Below are 15,127 nucleotides of genomic sequence, written 5' to 3' on the forward strand. Positions count from 1 at the left end.
TGCTCCTAAACGCGTTTCAAACAGACGTTCGCCGCGTCCGCCCGAAATCACTTGAACCTGTTGCTCGACGCTCTCGCTTCGTCAGATCGCGACACGGAAAAGGCGGCGCGCATAACTCCCGCCACCCCGACCGTTCTCTCGCCGGATTTGCCTAACGCTTCGTGAGCCTCTTTGTCGCAGCGGATGCAGGTGAAGTGCCAACAGCGATTGCGCGGATTATTCCTGACGCGTCTGTTCTGCCTGCGGCCGCCTGGGGCCCAAAGTGCTACAAGACCGTTAAGCCTCGATTAACCCTGTTTTTGCCGCCAAACCTTGGATTTGGCGAGTCTTTTAGCGGTTCCGGCCGAAGCCGTCCGCATGATTCTTTCATCACACGCTCTTCTGGAGCCGGCCCGACAGCTCGCCAAAACCCTCAATCAGGGCCTCGGTGCCGTCGACTTCGCCTATCCGAGCCTTGACGTCACGCAACCACGCCATGTTGGCCTCGCTGGGATCCTCCCCCAAGGCCAGCTCGGCGTCTTTCAGCTCTCTAAGTAGTGAATGCCACTGCCGATGCAAGGCAACGAGCTGGTGCCAGGTGGAGAGAACGTCGTCCCGCGCCGCGCCTTCGCGGGCGCCCCACACCGCCTGGGTCGTGATGCCATTCTCAACCCTTTGAAGAAGCTGAGAAAACCCGCCCTTTTCGATGTCGGAGCGCATCTTCTCGGCCTGCTCGGACGGATCGGGGCTGTGGTGATGGTCGTTGGCGAAAGCGGCGATGATAGCGGCTCGCAGCTTGTGGGCCTCGGGGTGGGCCAGCTCGAGGGCGGCCACCTCCTCCAGATGCTCGTGCAGGAGCCATGGGTGATTGATCAGGATTTGCAGGATCAGCGCTTCGCGGCGGGAAATGGCGCTGCGTTGGCCCTTCATGATCGGGCTCGCGGCCAGTTGTGGGCTCGCCGCCTGATAAGGCCCCGATGGAATCGAGAGCGGGACCGGCCCGCCGCGGCGCCCCTGGCCGCCGAATCGATTCGTCTGCCCGCCGCCGCGTGGCTGGAACGGCCGGCCCTGGCTGCCTGAGCGGAAATTGCCCCGGCCGGCAAAGCCGCCGCGCCCGCCCTCCGGCGCAAAGGTGCGCTGCAGCCGCTCGGCGAGATCCTGACGGTAATACCGCCGCACCACCTCGTCGCGGATGCCGTTGGAGAGCTCCTTGATGCGCGCCTCCAGCGCGGCGCGGCGCTCGGGGGTGGCGAAGTTGCCGCCTTCGAGCTCGCGCGACCAGATCATGTCGGCGAGCGGCCGCGCAGCCGCGATCACCTCCTCGATCGCGCCACGGCCGCCGGAGCGGACGAGATCGTCGGGGTCCTGCCCTTCCGGCAACAGCGCAAAGCGCAGGCTCTTGCCCGGGCTCAGGAACGGCAAGGCTAAGTCCGCAGCGCGATACGCCGCCTTCTGCCCGGCCTTGTCGCCATCGAAGCAGAGGATCGGCTCATCCGCCATCTTCCAGAGCAACGCGAGCTGACTTTCGGTCAGCGCCGTGCCGAGCGGCGCGACCGTGCCGGAGAAGCCGGCCGTCACCATGGCGATGACGTCGACATAGCCTTCGACGACAACGAGCGGCGCGCCATTGTGGGCGGCGGCGCGTGCGGTCTGGTGATTGTAGAGATTGTCGCCCTTATGGAAGAGCGGCGTCTCGGGCGAGTTCAGATATTTTGCCGCAACTTCCTTTTCCAGCGCGCGGCCGCCGAAGGCGATGACGCGGCCGCGCAGATCCGTGATCGGAAACATCACGCGGTCGCGGAAGCGGTCGTAGGGCACGGGAATGCCGTCGCCGGCCACCAGCAGCCCGGTCTCGACCATGTCGTCGACGGAGACACCGAGCTTGCCGAGATGCTCCTTCAGCGCGAAGCGCTCGGGTGGCGGCGGCGCGTAACCGATGCGGAACTGCAATTGCGTCGCCGGCGAGATCGCGCGGTCAGCAAGATAGCCGCGCGCCTTGGCGCCGAGACGCGAGGCCAGCGTCTCGGCGAAGAACTTCGCGGCGAGATCCATGACGTCGTGCAGCGACTTGCGCCGCTGCTCATGCCGCGCCGCATCCGGCGTCACCGCAGGCAGCGGCAGTCCCGCCATGCTCGCGAGCCGCTCCACGGCCTCGGCGAACGGCAGGCCATCGGTCTCCATCACGAAGGTGATGATGTCGCCGTGCTTGCCGGAGGAGAAGTCGTGATAAAATCCCTTCTGGTCGTTGACGTAGAAGGACGGCGTCTTCTCCTGCTGGAACGGCGACAGCCCCTTCCACTCGCGCCCCGCCTTCTTCAGCTTGACGCGCTTGCCCACGACTTCGGAGACCGAAAGCCGGGCACGCAGCTCGTCGAGGAATTGGGGCGTGAAGCGCATAGGGTGAGTCTAGCGGACCGGCTGAGTCGGGGCGAACGGCTAGGCATATAGGAAGCGCGCCCTGAAAAGTCAGGAATGTCAGCCTTGTCCGAGTTATTCGACCTGTGCACAGCCGCGTCATTCCGAGGCGCGGCGAAGCCGCGAGCTCGGAATCCATCGTGCCGCGGGAATGCCGGGAGAAATGGATTCTCAGATGCGCAATTGCGCATCATAGCTCGCCTCTCCGAGGCGCCCGGGAATGACGGGGCGGAGAGAGCACTTGAACCCGGCCCGGTTCCACGCTTCCATGTCGCCATGTTCAGGACGTTTCGAGGCGGCCAGAGCGGGGGCTGGCGGGTGACCTCGATTTCGCCCGTGACGGGCGAGCCCCTGCCCTTCATGCCGGCGCTGTCGGTCACCGACAGCGACGCGATCGCGTTGCCGCTGGTGCCCTCGCGCAATGCCTGGCGGCTGGTGGGCGTGCCGAGCACGCTGCGCTACACCGAACGGCCTGAGAAGCAGCAGCTCGTCGCCGTGCAGGCCGGGCTCGGCCGGTTGGAGGCAACCTGCGCGGCGCTGATCCCGATCCGCAAGTCGCAAGCCTGGTGGGAGCTGACCCAGGAGGAGCGGCGCAGGATTTTCGAGGACAAGTCGCACCACATCGCCAGCAGCCTGCGCTTCCTGCCCGCCATCGCGCGCCAGCTCTATCACTGCCGCGATCTCGGCGAGCCCTTCGACTTCCTGACCTGGTTCGAATTCGCACCCGCGCATGCCTCGCTGTTCGAGGAATTGGTGGCCATGTTGCGGCAGACCGAGGAATGGACCTATGTCGAGCGCGAGGTCGACGTCCGGGTGGTGAAGGAAGTGCTGTCGGCCTAGTGATCGAGAAAGCGGCCGGACGCGATGAGCGGCAGATCGGCGACGGGCCAGTTGTAGATGTAGGTCCAGGCCTTCTCAGTGGCGCCGTCCGGCCGCGTCACATCGACCAGTTCGCGCAGATATTCGGTCGGCTCGGGAAAGCCCTCGCCGCAGGCCTCGTACATGTCGAGCTCGCGCAGCAGCTCATCGGGGGCGCGCAGGCGGAAGAGTTCGCCGTGGACGAGCTCGGACGACACGTCGGACAGCAGCAGTCCCGGATAGTGCTTCACCAGCACGAGCCGGCCGCGGCAGGTCGCGTCCCCGAGGAAATCCGCATGGGCTGCGAGCAGCCGCGCGATCGGATGATCGAAGCCGCGCATCAGAGTGCCGTAGACGAAGAGACGATCGGAGGTCATTTGGGTATCTATTGCTGTCAATTGTGTAGAACGACAGCGCCGCGCATTTGGCGTCGTCCCGCCGGAAGATGGCCAGGCATCTCTATGAAACCTCTGCCTCCATATCCAGGTCGCTGTCCTGGTCGTCCGAGACCACCTTGATGTTCACGTCCATGGCGTCGAACGCGCCGGCGGAGCCGATGTAGACGCCGTGCAGCGGGATCGCCTGGCGCGGGTCGCGGGCGACCGCAACGCGGATGAGGTCGCGGGTGCCGACGATGCCGTTGGTCGGATCGAACTCGATCCAGCCCGCACTCGGCAGGTAGACCTGCACCCAGGCATGCGTCGAGCCGCCGCCGACATGACGCTGCTCGATATCCTCGGGCACGAAGATGTAGCCGGAGACGAATCGCGCCGCGATGCCGAGCTGGCGCAGCGCCTCGATCATGAACAGCGCGTAGTCCCGGCAGGTCCCCGTGCCCGACTGCAAGGTGTCGAGCGGATGCTGGGTGCCCAGCTCGTGACGCTTGCGGTACTTGAACTGCTCGCGGATGCCGTGGGTCATGCCGCTGAGGATCTTGTAGGTCGGCGTCGGCGCGTCCTCGTCCAGAAAGCCGCGCGCCCACTCCGCGATCTCGCCGTCCGGATCGGCATATTGCGGCGTGGTGTATTGCACGAGATCCGGAAATTCATCGTCGTCGTAGGCGAACGGGTAGAAATAGGCCGGATCATCCGGCGTCAGCGCGAACTCCTCCACCGGATTGTGCTCGACGGTGACGTGCCAGTCGAAGATCAGCCGGTCCGCGCGCTCGTCGAAATTGGCGATCGCGACCGAATTTCCGAACACATCGTGGATCCAGTGCAGCGACATCGGTGTGGGCGAGATATCGAGCTGAGAGTCGAGCACGCGCAGATCATGCCCGTCGCGCGGACGCAGCATGATCCTGTGTTCGCCGAACGCCACGGGGCGGTTATAGCGATATTCGGTCTTGTGATGAATCGTGAGCAGCGGCATCGTCAGCCAATCATGGAGATTTTGGGCAGATCAATCTATAGCGATTCTGCCCAATTTTGGGGGCGGCTGCTTTTTCCATAGGCAATCAGGATGGCTTTAGACACAGCCGGCGCGACGGATCAACTCCTCGGCAAGGGCGACATTCCGCCGGTGCATGAGGTGAATGCGGAAGGGGCGTCGCCCTTCCTGCTCACCTCGGATCACCACGGACGGGTGCTACCGCGCGCGCTCGGCGACCTCGGCGTTGCCGAAGGCGACCTGCAACGGCACATCGCCTGGGACATCGGCATTGCCGGCGTCGCCGAGCGGCTGGCAAAAATGCTGGGTGCGCATCTGGTCGCGCAGCGCTATTCGCGGCTGGTGATCGACTGCAACCGCCCGCCGGGCACCGTGAGCTCAATCCCCGTGATTTCCGAGGCCACGGCGATCCCCCGCAACGAGGGGATTTCGGAGCACGAGCGCGACGCGCGGCGGCGCGAGATCTTCGAGCCCTATCACCACCGCATCGACGCCGTGATCAACGGACGTTTGCACGACAGGCGGCCGACCGTGCTGGTGTCGCTGCACAGTTTCACAGAGGTTTATGCCGGCGTGGCGCGGCCCTGGCACGTCGGCGCTCTCTACAACCGTGACACGGTGCTGCCGCACCTGCTGCTGAAGCACCTGCGCAGCCAAGGCGATCTCGTCGTCGGCGACAACGAGCCCTATGCGGTGAACGACCTCACCGACTACACAATCCCCGTGCATGGCGAGGCCCGCGGCCTGGTCAACACCGGCATCGAGATTCGCCAGGATTTGATCGCGGACCAGTCCGGCCAGCAGCAATGGGCCGAACGGCTGGCGCGGACTTTCGCGGAGATCGAGGTGGAGTTGCGGGCGGAGAGACTGGTGTAGGCCTCACTTCGCCCGGGTCAGCGCCAGCCAGATGCCGCCGCCGATCATGAAGCCGCCGGAGACGCGCGACATCATGCGTGTGCGGCGGGCCGAGAAGAATTTTCGGGCGCGGCCGGCAGCGGTGGCGTAGAGCGCGTCCGTCATCGCCGCCGTCACCATGAAGGTGGCCCCAAGCAGCGCGACCTGCGGGAGGTGGTCGCGGTTCATGTCCATGAACTGGGGAATGAAGGCGCCGAAGAACACCAGCACCTTCGGGTTCGACAGCAGCACCAGAAAACCTTGCAGGAAGAAGCCGCCGCGCGGCGGCGGAGGTGGCTGGTCGACATTGACGCCTTCGACCGGCGCCCAGATCAGCTTGATGCCGAGCCAGACCAGATAGGCGGCGCCGGCAAAGCGCACCCAGTCGAACCAGTAGCCCATGGTCGCCATCAACGAGGTCAGGCCGACCGCGACGATGCCGATGACGATGGCAAGGCCCGCCTGCGCGCCCGCGACATTGGTCAGCGCCGCGCGGGTGCCATGGCGCAGGCCGTTGGCGATGACGAGAGTCACGATCGGACCAGGCAGCAGCGCCAGCGCAATGCAGGCGGCGAGAAAGGCAAGATAGGCTTGCAGGGACATCATGGCGGAGACTCGCTGAAGGCGGTTTGCGGGCTATTAATGCATGGCAAGGCCGGGAACGGAAGCTGCGACTAGCGCGGCATCGCGATCTCTCAGGCTGCAGCTTGACAGGCAACCATTTGGTTGCATATTATACCGGCCATGGACGAGGTCTTCAAAGCGCTGGCCGACGCATCCCGACGGTCGCTGCTGGACAGGCTTCACGCCCGCAACGGACAGTCGTTGAACGAACTCTGCGAAGGCCTCGCGATGACGCGCCAGGCCGTCACAAAACATCTTGCGATCCTGGAAGAAGCCAATCTGGTCACGGCCATCAAGCATGGTCGCGAGAAGCTGCACTATCTCAATCCGGTGCCGATCCATCAGATCGGCGAACGCTGGATCAGGAAATTCGAGCGCGGCAAGCTCGCCGCGCTCAGCGAGTTGAAACGCCAGTTGGAGAAGCGCGATGAGTAAACCGGAATTTGTCTACGTCAGCTATATCGAGACCACGCCGGAGAAGCTGTGGGAGGCGCTGACATCGAGCGAATTCACCAAGCAATACTGGTTCGGCGCCGAGGTCAGGTCCGACTGGAAGGTCGGCTCCCCCTTCGCACTGCTGCTGGACGGCGAGACCACCGATTCCGGCGAAATCCTCGAAGCCGATCCGCCACGACGGTTGTCCTACAGCTTCAAGCACCAAAAGTACGAGGAACTGCGCGGCGAACCGATCTCGCGTGTGGTCTTCACCATCGAACCGTTCGGCTCGCTCGTGCGTTTGACCGTGCTGCATGACGGCTTCGTCGAAGGTGGGAAGTATCTCGGAGCCGTTTCCAACGGCTGGCCGGCGATCCTGTCCGGGCTCAAGAGCCTCCTGGAAAGAGGCAAAGTGCTCGCCATCCCGCGCTCGGCGCTCAACAAGGGATTCGACGCAAAATGAACCTCGACCAATTCAAGCCGCTCACCGTCTACACCATCTACATCGCATCCACGCCCGAGAAGGTGTGGGAGGCGCTGACCTCGGCGGAGTTCAGCCGACAATATTTCTTCGGCAATGCCGTGGAGGTCAAGCCACGGCTCGGCGGCGCGTTTATCGTGCGTACGCCCGACGGTGCCATGCACATCAGCGGCGAAGTCCTCGAATATGATCCGCCACTGAGGCTTTCCGTCACTTTCAACGTCAACTGGCCCGAGCTGATCGAAAAGCTCGGTCCGACGCTGGTGACCTATGAGATCGAGGCGGTCGGCGACGCGGTCCGGCTCACCATGAGTGAGAGCCACGACCGGCCGCTCAGCGACGACATCCTCGCCGGCGGACGGCAAGGCTGGCCCGCGATCCTGTCGGGGCTGAAGAGTTTGCTGGAGACGGGCAAGGCGCCACAGATCAAGATGGCGCCGCCGGCGCAGATGCTGGCGGCATTGAAAGCGATGGGGATCAAGACGCCGTAGCTGCCCCGTCATTGCGAGCGAAGCGAGGCAATCCAGTAATCTATCCGCGGAAAGACTCTGGATTGCTTCGTCGCAAGAGCTCCTCGCAATGACGGCGTTTGTTGAAGCACCCTACCCCTTCGCGCGTAACTCCCTCCGCAGCACCTTGCCGGTTGCGGTCATCGGCAGTGTCTCCGCGAACTCGACGAAGCGCGGATATTCGTGGGCGGCGAGTTGCACCCTGACGAAGTCCTGGATCTCGCGCGCGAGTGCGTCGCTGCCGGCAAAGCCGGGACGCAGCACGATCCACGCCTTGATCGATTCGGTGCGGATCGGATCGGGAATGCCGACCACTGCGGCCATCGCCACCGCGGGATGCTTCATCAGCGTGTGCTCGATCTCGGACGGGCCGATGCGGTAGCCGGCGGTGGTGATGACGTCGTCCTCGCGGCTGACGTACCAGAAATAGCCGTCCTCATCCTGCACGCCGAGATCGCCAGTGAGCAGGAACTCGCCGGCATACTTTTTCGCCGTCGCCTCCGGATTGCGCCAGTATTCGATCATCGTGACCGGACAGGGCTGACGCACGCCTATGATGCCGCGCTGCCCGCGCGGCAGTTCCTCGCCCTTGTCATTGACGATGCGAACGTCGAAACCCGGCGTTGCCTTCCCCATCGAACCGGGGCGGATCGGAAACAGGTTGGAGTTGCTGCCGATCACGAGGTTGCACTCGGTCTGGCCGAACACCTCGTGCGCATCGATGCCGAAGGTCTCGCGCACCCAGCCCAGAAGCTCGCCGCCGAGCGATTCACCGCCGGTAAAAATGCTGCGCAGCTTGACGCCGGAATGCTTCACGCCGGCCTGGCGCATTAGCTTCAGCGCAGTCGGCGGCAGGAAGACGTTGCGGACGCCGAGATCAGCCATCATCTGCATCGCCGCCTGCGGCTCGAATTTTCGCGCGCGGTGGCCGACCAAGGGGATGCCGTGATACCAGAATGCGAGCAGGCCGTTGACGAGGCCGCCGATCCACGCCCAGTCCGCCGGCGTCCACATGAGATCGCCGGGCCGCGGCAGGAAGTTGTGGCACATCTCGACGTTGGGCAGATGGCCAAGCACGACGCGGTGCGCGTGCAGCGCGCCTTTTGGATTGCCGGTCGTGCCTGAGGTGTAGATGATCAGCGCGGGATCGTCCGCCGACGTATCGACCGTCTCAAAGTCCTCTGAGGCGGTTTCGATCGCCGACCAGAACGGTTTTGCGCCCGCGTGAACGGCGCCGCTCGTGACGTAGATGTCTTGCAGATAGGGCAGCCGATCGCGGATCTTTGTAAGCTTCTCCCAGCCGGCTTCGTCGGTGACGATTGCCTTGGCCTGCGAGTTCGACAGGCGGAATTCCAGCGCGTCCTCACCGAACAGCGCAAATAGCGGGATCGAGATCAACCCGGAGCGGAACGCCGCCATGTGCACGATCGGCAATTCCAACGACTGCGACAGGAACACCGCGACGCGGTCGCCGCGCGACAGCCCGTCCGCCCGCAGCACGTTGGCAAAGCGCCGCGACATCTCGGCGACCTCGTCGAAGGACGTCCGCGTGGTCGCGCCGTTCTCGTCGACGTAGACCAGCGCGAGACGTCCCGTGCCGTCGGCATGGCGATCGCAGCAGGCCTCGGTCATGTTGAAGCGCACCGGGATATCCCAGCGAAAGTTGCGATAAAGTTCGTCGTACGTCTTGGCTTCGGTGAGCATCGCTTGGCCGTTTCCGTGTTCTCGGCGTCATGGCGGGACTTGTTCCGGCCATCCACGTTCTTCTTGCTTGGCAGCCAGTTTAAGGACATGGATGCCTGGGACAAGTCCTGGACCGCAGAAGTTATCCCCGCGGAGTCATTCCGGGGCGACGCGTGAGCATCGAGCTAGGATGCGCAATTGCGCATCTGAGAATCCATGGTGCAACGGTTTCCGCGGACCGATGGATTCCGGGTTCGCCCTGTGGGCGCCCCGGAATGACGGTGAAGGCTCACCGCACCGACGCGAAGAACTTCCTCACATCCCGCACGAACAATTCCGGCTGCTCGAAGGCGGCAAAATGCCCGCCCTTCTCCATCTCGCTCCAGTGGGTGATGTTGTGGAAGTTCGGCTCCATCCAGCGCCGCACCGGCGTGATGATCTCCTTGGGGAATACGGCGACCCCGGTCGGCACCTTCACGACCGGCGTGGTCCGGCGCTTGCCAAAGCTCTCCCAATAGAGCCGCGCGGAGGAGGTCGCCGTTTCCGTCACCCAATACAGCATGACGTTGTCGAGCAGTTCGTCCTTGGTGAAGATATTCTCGGGATGGCCGTCGCAATCGGTCCAGGCCCAGAATTTTTCCAGAATCCAGGCCGCTTGTCCGCTCGGCGAGTCCGTCAGGCCGTAGCCGAGCGTCTGTGGACGGGTCGATTGCTGCTTGGAATAGCCGGAGTCGAGATCGACGTAATGCTTGAGTCCGGCGAGCGCACGTTTCTCAGCCGCCGTCGGCTCGCCCTCGACCTTCGGCGCGGCGTTGAAGGCGAGCGTGATGTGAATACCGGCGCAATGCTCGCCGTCCTGCATGCCGAGCGAGGTCGTCACCGCCGAGCCCCAGTCCCCGCCCTGCGCGCCGTAACTGATATAGCCGAGCCGGTCCATCAGCTTCGCCCAGGTCGCGGCGATGCGGTCGACACCCCAGCCAGTCGTCCTGGGTTTTCCGGAGAAGCCAAAGCCCGGCAATGAAGGACAGATGACGTGGAAGGCATCAGCCGGGTGACCACCATGCGCGGCGGGATCGACCAGCGGTGCAATCACTTTCTGGAATTCGACGATCGAGCCGGGCCAGCCATGGGTGATGATCAGCGGCAGCGCGGACGGTTCTTTCGACCGGACATGCAGGAAATGGATGTCGAGCCCGTCGATCTCGGTGGTGAACTGCTCGAAGCGATTGAGCTTGGCCTCGCGCGTCCGCCAGTCGTAGCCGTCAGCCCAATGGCCGCAGATCTCCTGGATCCATTTCAGCGGCGCGCCCTGGCTCCAGTCATCGACCAGCTCCGCCTCGGGCCAGCGCGTGCGGACAAGGCGCGACTTGAGATCGGCAAGAATGTCGTCGCTGACGTCGATGCGAAAGGGCTTTATGGCGCCGGCCATCGGTTGCCTCCCCAGTTTCTTCGTCATTCCGGGGCGCGCGAAGTGCGGACCCGGAATCCATTGATCAACGGATTCGGCGGCACGATGGATTCTCAGATGCGCAATTGCGCATCATAGCTCGACGCTTCGCATCGCCCCGGGATGACGACCTAGCCCGTCAATGCAGCCTTCACCAAGCCACTGGCCTTGCCGAAATCCATCTGCCCGGCGTACTTCGCCCGCAGGATCGCGATCACCTTGCCCATGTCCTTCATGCCGGCTGCGCCGGTCTCGGCGATGGCGCCCGAGATCGCCTTCTTGACGTCGTCATCCGACATCTGCTTCGGCAGGTAAGCCGAGATCACCGCGATCTCTTCGCGCTCCTGCGCGGCGAGCTCGGCGCGGCCGCCCTTGTCGTAGAGCTCGACCGACTCCTGACGCTGCTTGATCATCTTCTGGAGCACGCCGAGCAGGTCGGCATCGGACAGCGGCGGCTTGCCGCTGCCGCGCGCCTCGATGTCGGCATTCTTGATGGTCGAGTTGACCATGCGCAGCGTGGAGAGCTTGCGCTCCTCCTTGGCCTTCATGGCCTCCTTGACCGCATTGTTGATGTCATCGCGCAACATGATCGTGATCCTCTCAATCCATGGCGCCTGATCTAAGACGTTCGCAGGCAAGAGGCCATACCGGACCCGCCGTGGTCCGGTTCATTGTTTCCCACCGGCCGCCTAAAACTACGAAAAAATTGCCAGTTCCAGCTTAAGTGCCCGAGGAGACCTGTCAAATATGCAAAAACGCATGTGAATCGGCGCATCTGCGCTTTGACGGCGGCGTCCGCGGAGACTATGAACCGGGCTCATGACACAACATGACAACGACCCCGCCTGGCCGAACCACAAACCGACCGCGCTCCTCGTGCTCGCCGATGGCACGGTGCTCGAAGGCTTTGGTCTCGGCGCCGAAGGCCAGGCCGTCGGTGAAGTCTGCTTCAACACCGCGATGACGGGCTATGAGGAGATCTTGACCGATCCCTCCTATGCCGGCCAGCTCATCACCTTCACCTTCCCGCATATCGGCAATGTCGGCACCAACGAGGACGACATCGAGACGGTGAACATGGCCGCGACGCCGGGCGCGCGCGGCGTGATCCTGCGCACCGCCATCACCGATCCCTCGAACTACCGCGCCACCAAGCACCTCGACCAATGGCTGAAGGCCCGCGGCATCATCGGCCTGTCCGGCATCGACACCCGCGCGCTGACCGCGCTGATCCGCAGCAAGGGCATGCCGAACGCCGTGATCGCGCACGCCAGGGACGGCGAGTTCGACCTGCACGGCCTCAAGGAAGAGGCGCGCGAATGGCCGGGACTCGAGGGCATGGACCTCGTGCCGATGGTCACCTCCGGCCAGCGCTTCACCTGGGACGAGACGCCCTGGCTGTGGGACAAGGGCTTTGGCCGCCAGGAAAACCCGGAGTTCAACGTCGTCGCCATCGACTACGGCATCAAGCGCAACATTCTGCGCCTGCTCGCCGGCGTCGGCTGCAAGGTGACGGTGGTGCCGGCGACGACCTCGTCCGAAGACATTCTGGCGATGAGGCCCGACGGCGTGTTCTTGTCCAACGGTCCGGGCGATCCGGCCGCGACCGGCAAATACGCCGTGCCGGTGATCCAGGACGTGATCAAATCGGGCACGCCGACCTTCGGCATTTGCCTCGGCCACCAGATGCTCGGCCTCGCCGTCGGCGCCAAGACCAGGAAGATGCATCAGGGCCATCACGGCGCCAATCACCCGGTGAAGGACGAGACCACCGGCAAGGTCGAGATCACCTCGATGAACCACGGCTTTGCCGTGGACGAGAGCACGCTGCCAAAGGGCGCGACGCAGACCCACATCTCGCTGTTTGACGGCTCCAATTGCGGCATCCAGCTCGACGGCAAGCCGGTGTTCTCGGTGCAGTACCACCCAGAAGCTTCACCCGGCCCGCGCGACTCGCACTATCTGTTCCAGCGGTTCGCCGACCTGATGCGGCAGAAGAAGAGCGCGTAAGGCGCGCTCTCCCCACTCAACTGTACTCACGCCATCAAGCCTGGGCATGGTCCCGGGCTTTTTCGTCATTCCGGGGCGTGCGAAGCACGAACTATGATGCGCAATTGCGCATCATAGCTCGACGCTGCGCGTCGCCCCGGAATGACGGGGAACGTTGGCCGACTGCCCTCGTTAATTCCTGCTATTTCTGATGCAGGAGCCCGCCATGTCCGACGTCCGCGACAATGCCGAGCCGCTCGCCATCGTGTTCGAGGATGACGGGCTGGTGCCCAACAACATCCTCCCCTTCCTGGTCTACCAGGGCGCAGTGAAGCTCGATCCGAAACACCCGGAGGAGACCATCGAAAACCTGTTCGGCGCCAATGGCTGGGGCGGGACGTGGCGCAACGGCGTCTTCGACTATCTGCACTATCACACGACGGTGCACGAAGTGCTCGGCGTCGCGCGCGGCAGCGCCCGGGTGCGCTTCGGCGGCGATCATGGCCAGGAGCTGGAGATCAAACCCGGCGATGTCGCGATCCTTCCCGCCGGCACCGGACATCAATGCATCAAGGCGAGCGACGATTTCTGCGTGATCGGCGCCTATCCGCCGGGATCGAAGATGGAGATCACGCGGCCAACGCCGGAGAACCACGCCAAGGCGCTGAAGACGATTCCGAAGGTCGCGCTGCCGCCATCCGATCCGATACGCGGCAAGGACGGGCCGTTGACGCGGCTGTGGCGGGACTGAGTTGCTAAGTCTGTCCAAACACGACGTGGTCGTTCCGGCGAAGGCCCGGCCTTCGTCGGGACGGCATAGGGGAAACAGCCGAAAAAACTACGCCGCGTTGCTGCCTTCCTGGCGGGTGGCTTCGAACAGGAACCAAGTGCGGCGCTCGGTCTCGTCGATGAAGATTTCGAGGATGCTGGCGCTGGCGACGTCGCCGGCCTCGTCGCAAACCTCGTGCACCTTGCGCATTGCGCTCGCGACATGCTTGTTGTCCTGCATCAGTTCGCGCAGCATCTCACGCGGCGGGACGTACTCCTCGTTGTTGTCCTTGATGGTCTGCAGCTTGGCGACTTGGCCGATCGATTTCAGCGTCGTGCCGCCGATCTTGCGGACGCGCTCGGCGAGCTGGTCAGTGGTGGCGAAGATCTGATCGGACTGCTCGTCGAGCAGCAAATGATAATCGCGGAAATGCCGGCCGCTGATGTGCCAGTGGAAATTCTTGGTCTTGAGATAAAGCGCGAACGCGTCGGCCAGAAGCACGTTGAGCGCCTCTGAAATCTTGCCGACTGCCTGGGGCGACAGATCCGTGGGAGTATCGAGGTCAGGCGAGACCTTGTTGGGGGCTTTGCTCACGGGAAACCTTCCTGTTAGGACGCGGACATTGACGGCGCGCCGTCGCACCCCTAACGCAGGCGGGCAGCGCCAGTTCCGGAGACGGAACCGTTTGCCGGGGCCCTGAAATACCATGGAAGATTGGATCGATTATTACGACTCCACGCATACGATCTATGTCAGCAAGTTGCATCGCGATTTGCACTTCCAGATCATCGCGCGGGACATCATCGGCTACATCTCCTCGCCCGAGGCGACCGTGCTCGACTATGCCTGCGGCGAGGCGCTCTCCGCGGGCCAGGTGGCATCCGCCTGCGGCAAGCTGATCCTGGCCGAGCCCGCCCCTGGCGTGCGCGGCCGCCTGATCGCCCGGTTTGCCCCGAACACAAAAATCCGCGTCCGCTCGCTCGATGACGTCCGCAAGATGCAGGACCAGTCGATCGATCTCGTCGTGATGAACTCGGTCGCGCAATACATGACGCCGGAGGAACTCGATGCGGCGCTGCGCAACATCCGGCGGTTGTTGACACCGTCCGGCAAGCTGGTGCTCGGCGACATCCTGCAGCCCAATGTCGGCATGGCCCAGGACGTGATGGCGCTGCTCAGCTTCGCCTTGCGCCACGGCTTCTTGAAGGATGCGCTGGTCGGGCTGATCAGCACGGCGCTGTCGGACTACCGTCACCTGCGAACGCGCATCGGACTGCAGCGCTACAGCGAGGACGTGATCACCGCTAAGCTGTCTGCGGCCGGGTTCGCGGTCCAGCGTGCCCATACCAATATCGGCCATAACCGCTGGCGCATGACCTTCATCGCGCGGCCGCCCATGGTTCGTTAAGCATAACAATTGGCTGAGGTGGCTTGTCGCCTCCCGATCGGCAATGATCCGCGCGGCCCGGTGGCGGAAGCGTCGACGCGAGAGCAGTGCATTGCTCTTTATCCTGGTTCAAATCCAGGCCGGGCCTCCAGCCTTCGCTGGCTTCGCCAGCTTCGGCTCGGCAAGCCCTGTCGTAGCGAAGGCTGTCGCAGCGAAGGCCTGCCGCGGCCAAGCCCGGAGGGCGAAGCCGGGTTCGGCAAGCCAGCCC

16 protein-coding genes and 1 tRNA gene are annotated in these 15,127 nt (G+C 63.8%); 9 read left to right on the top strand and 8 right to left on the bottom strand.

Going from position 1 to position 15,127, the window contains the following annotated elements; translation table 11 throughout:
- Positions 1-369 precede the first annotated feature (369 nt).
- Positions 370-2,376: a DNA primase gene (gene dnaG, locus GWG65_RS07860; RefSeq protein WP_275194796.1), complete on the bottom strand. Its 2,007-nt coding sequence runs from the start codon at positions 2,374-2,376 to the stop codon at positions 370-372.
- A gap of 294 nt (positions 2,377-2,670) precedes the next feature.
- Here dnaG and GWG65_RS07865 point away from each other — a divergent pair, with 294 nt between their 5' ends.
- Complete coding sequence (locus GWG65_RS07865; protein ID WP_275194797.1) at positions 2,671-3,234, top strand: chlorite dismutase family protein; 564 nt, start codon at positions 2,671-2,673, stop codon at positions 3,232-3,234.
- On the opposite strand, the gene GWG65_RS07870 is transcribed toward GWG65_RS07865, so the two are convergent.
- A complete protein-coding gene (locus tag GWG65_RS07870; RefSeq protein WP_275194798.1) occupies positions 3,231-3,629 on the bottom strand; it encodes a gamma-glutamylcyclotransferase family protein in 399 nt (132 codons plus the stop codon). The two genes, GWG65_RS07865 and GWG65_RS07870, sit on opposite strands and share 4 nt — an antisense overlap.
- Before the next feature lie 82 nt (positions 3,630-3,711).
- Positions 3,712-4,623, bottom strand: coding sequence for a transglutaminase family protein (locus tag GWG65_RS07875; protein WP_275194799.1), 912 nt, complete (start codon positions 4,621-4,623; stop codon positions 3,712-3,714).
- Positions 4,624-4,713: 90 nt separating this feature from the next.
- On the opposite strand from GWG65_RS07875, the gene GWG65_RS07880 reads away from it, so the two are divergent.
- Positions 4,714-5,517 (top strand): N-formylglutamate amidohydrolase, encoded by an 804-nt coding sequence (locus tag GWG65_RS07880; RefSeq protein ID WP_275194800.1) that lies wholly within the window; start codon positions 4,714-4,716, stop codon positions 5,515-5,517.
- A 3-nt stretch (positions 5,518-5,520) separates the two neighbouring features.
- On the opposite strand, the gene GWG65_RS07885 is transcribed toward GWG65_RS07880, so the two are convergent.
- Complete coding sequence (locus tag GWG65_RS07885) at positions 5,521-6,141, bottom strand: LysE family translocator (protein WP_275194801.1); 621 nt, start codon at positions 6,139-6,141, stop codon at positions 5,521-5,523.
- A gap of 138 nt (positions 6,142-6,279) precedes the next feature.
- Between GWG65_RS07885 and GWG65_RS07890 the strand changes: the two genes are divergently transcribed.
- Genes GWG65_RS07890 through GWG65_RS07900 form a run of 3 tightly spaced genes read left to right on the top strand, consistent with a single transcriptional unit; the run spans position 6,280 to position 7,566 of the window.
- Positions 6,280-6,594 (top strand): metalloregulator ArsR/SmtB family transcription factor, encoded by a 315-nt coding sequence (locus GWG65_RS07890; protein ID WP_275194802.1) that lies wholly within the window; start codon positions 6,280-6,282, stop codon positions 6,592-6,594.
- The gene (locus tag GWG65_RS07895) at positions 6,587-7,057 is read left to right on the top strand and encodes an SRPBCC family protein (protein WP_275194803.1); all 471 of its coding nucleotides are present in this window, start codon (positions 6,587-6,589) and stop codon (positions 7,055-7,057) included. The genes GWG65_RS07890 and GWG65_RS07895 overlap by 8 nt, the downstream gene beginning before the upstream one ends.
- Positions 7,054-7,566 carry an SRPBCC family protein gene (locus GWG65_RS07900; protein WP_275194804.1) on the top strand — a complete coding sequence of 171 codons (513 nt, stop codon included), beginning with the start codon at positions 7,054-7,056 and terminating at the stop codon, positions 7,564-7,566. The genes GWG65_RS07895 and GWG65_RS07900 overlap by 4 nt, the downstream gene beginning before the upstream one ends.
- Positions 7,567-7,677: 111 nt before the next feature.
- Here GWG65_RS07900 and GWG65_RS07905 read toward each other — a convergent pair whose 3' ends face one another.
- The 3 genes from GWG65_RS07905 to GWG65_RS07915 all read right to left on the bottom strand — a co-directional run bounded on the left by GWG65_RS07905 (position 7,678) and on the right by GWG65_RS07915 (position 11,301).
- Positions 7,678-9,288: an acyl-CoA synthetase gene (locus GWG65_RS07905; protein ID WP_275194805.1), complete on the bottom strand. Its 1,611-nt coding sequence runs from the start codon at positions 9,286-9,288 to the stop codon at positions 7,678-7,680.
- A gap of 268 nt (positions 9,289-9,556) precedes the next feature.
- On the bottom strand, positions 9,557-10,696 hold the full coding sequence (locus GWG65_RS07910; protein ID WP_275194806.1) for an epoxide hydrolase family protein: 1,140 nt from the start codon (positions 10,694-10,696) through the stop codon (positions 9,557-9,559).
- Positions 10,697-10,845: 149 nt separating this feature from the next.
- A complete protein-coding gene (locus GWG65_RS07915) occupies positions 10,846-11,301 on the bottom strand; it encodes a GatB/YqeY domain-containing protein (protein WP_275194807.1) in 456 nt (151 codons plus the stop codon).
- A gap of 232 nt (positions 11,302-11,533) precedes the next feature.
- Between GWG65_RS07915 and carA the strand changes: the two genes are divergently transcribed.
- Positions 11,534-12,724: a glutamine-hydrolyzing carbamoyl-phosphate synthase small subunit gene (carA, locus tag GWG65_RS07920; protein ID WP_275194808.1), complete on the top strand. Its 1,191-nt coding sequence runs from the start codon at positions 11,534-11,536 to the stop codon at positions 12,722-12,724.
- Between the two features lie 205 nt (positions 12,725-12,929).
- Positions 12,930-13,454, top strand: coding sequence for a cupin domain-containing protein (locus GWG65_RS07925; RefSeq protein WP_275194809.1), 525 nt, complete (start codon positions 12,930-12,932; stop codon positions 13,452-13,454).
- 87 nt (positions 13,455-13,541) lie between these two features.
- Here the strand turns inward: GWG65_RS07925 and GWG65_RS07930 are convergent, their stop codons facing one another.
- Positions 13,542-14,066, bottom strand: a complete 525-nt coding sequence (locus GWG65_RS07930) for a DNA starvation/stationary phase protection protein (protein WP_275194810.1) — start codon at positions 14,064-14,066, stop codon at positions 13,542-13,544.
- Between the two features lie 112 nt (positions 14,067-14,178).
- Here GWG65_RS07930 and GWG65_RS07935 point away from each other — a divergent pair, with 112 nt between their 5' ends.
- Together GWG65_RS07935 and GWG65_RS07940 are read left to right on the top strand one after the other, a co-directional pair.
- A complete protein-coding gene (locus GWG65_RS07935) occupies positions 14,179-14,880 on the top strand; it encodes a class I SAM-dependent methyltransferase (RefSeq protein WP_275194811.1) in 702 nt (233 codons plus the stop codon).
- Between the two features lie 54 nt (positions 14,881-14,934).
- Positions 14,935-15,010, top strand: a tRNA-Ala gene (locus tag GWG65_RS07940).
- The last annotated feature ends 117 nt before the right edge of the window (positions 15,011-15,127 follow it).

Source organism: Bradyrhizobium sp. CSA207, assembly GCF_029051685.1.
Lineage (GTDB): Bacteria > Pseudomonadota > Alphaproteobacteria > Rhizobiales > Xanthobacteraceae > Bradyrhizobium.

Excerpts from the sequence above, each read along its gene's own strand:
- dnaG (WP_275194796.1), bottom strand. The coding sequence starts at position 2,376 with ATGCGCTTCACGCCCCAATTCCTCGACGAGCTGCGTGCCCGGCTTTCG.
- GWG65_RS07865 (WP_275194797.1), top strand. The coding sequence starts at position 2,671 with ATGTTCAGGACGTTTCGAGGCGGCCAGAGCGGGGGCTGGCGGGTGACC.
- GWG65_RS07870 (WP_275194798.1), bottom strand. The coding sequence starts at position 3,629 with ATGACCTCCGATCGTCTCTTCGTCTACGGCACTCTGATGCGCGGCTTC.
- GWG65_RS07875 (WP_275194799.1), bottom strand. The coding sequence starts at position 4,623 with ATGCCGCTGCTCACGATTCATCACAAGACCGAATATCGCTATAACCGC.
- GWG65_RS07880 (WP_275194800.1), top strand. The coding sequence starts at position 4,714 with ATGGCTTTAGACACAGCCGGCGCGACGGATCAACTCCTCGGCAAGGGC.
- GWG65_RS07885 (WP_275194801.1), bottom strand. The coding sequence starts at position 6,141 with ATGATGTCCCTGCAAGCCTATCTTGCCTTTCTCGCCGCCTGCATTGCG.
- GWG65_RS07890 (WP_275194802.1), top strand. The coding sequence starts at position 6,280 with ATGGACGAGGTCTTCAAAGCGCTGGCCGACGCATCCCGACGGTCGCTG.
- GWG65_RS07895 (WP_275194803.1), top strand. The coding sequence starts at position 6,587 with ATGAGTAAACCGGAATTTGTCTACGTCAGCTATATCGAGACCACGCCG.
- GWG65_RS07900 (WP_275194804.1), top strand. The coding sequence starts at position 7,054 with ATGAACCTCGACCAATTCAAGCCGCTCACCGTCTACACCATCTACATC.
- GWG65_RS07905 (WP_275194805.1), bottom strand. The coding sequence starts at position 9,288 with ATGCTCACCGAAGCCAAGACGTACGACGAACTTTATCGCAACTTTCGC.
- GWG65_RS07910 (WP_275194806.1), bottom strand. The coding sequence starts at position 10,696 with ATGGCCGGCGCCATAAAGCCCTTTCGCATCGACGTCAGCGACGACATT.
- GWG65_RS07915 (WP_275194807.1), bottom strand. The coding sequence starts at position 11,301 with ATGTTGCGCGATGACATCAACAATGCGGTCAAGGAGGCCATGAAGGCC.
- carA (WP_275194808.1), top strand. The coding sequence starts at position 11,534 with ATGACACAACATGACAACGACCCCGCCTGGCCGAACCACAAACCGACC.
- GWG65_RS07925 (WP_275194809.1), top strand. The coding sequence starts at position 12,930 with ATGTCCGACGTCCGCGACAATGCCGAGCCGCTCGCCATCGTGTTCGAG.
- GWG65_RS07935 (WP_275194811.1), top strand. The coding sequence starts at position 14,179 with ATGGAAGATTGGATCGATTATTACGACTCCACGCATACGATCTATGTC.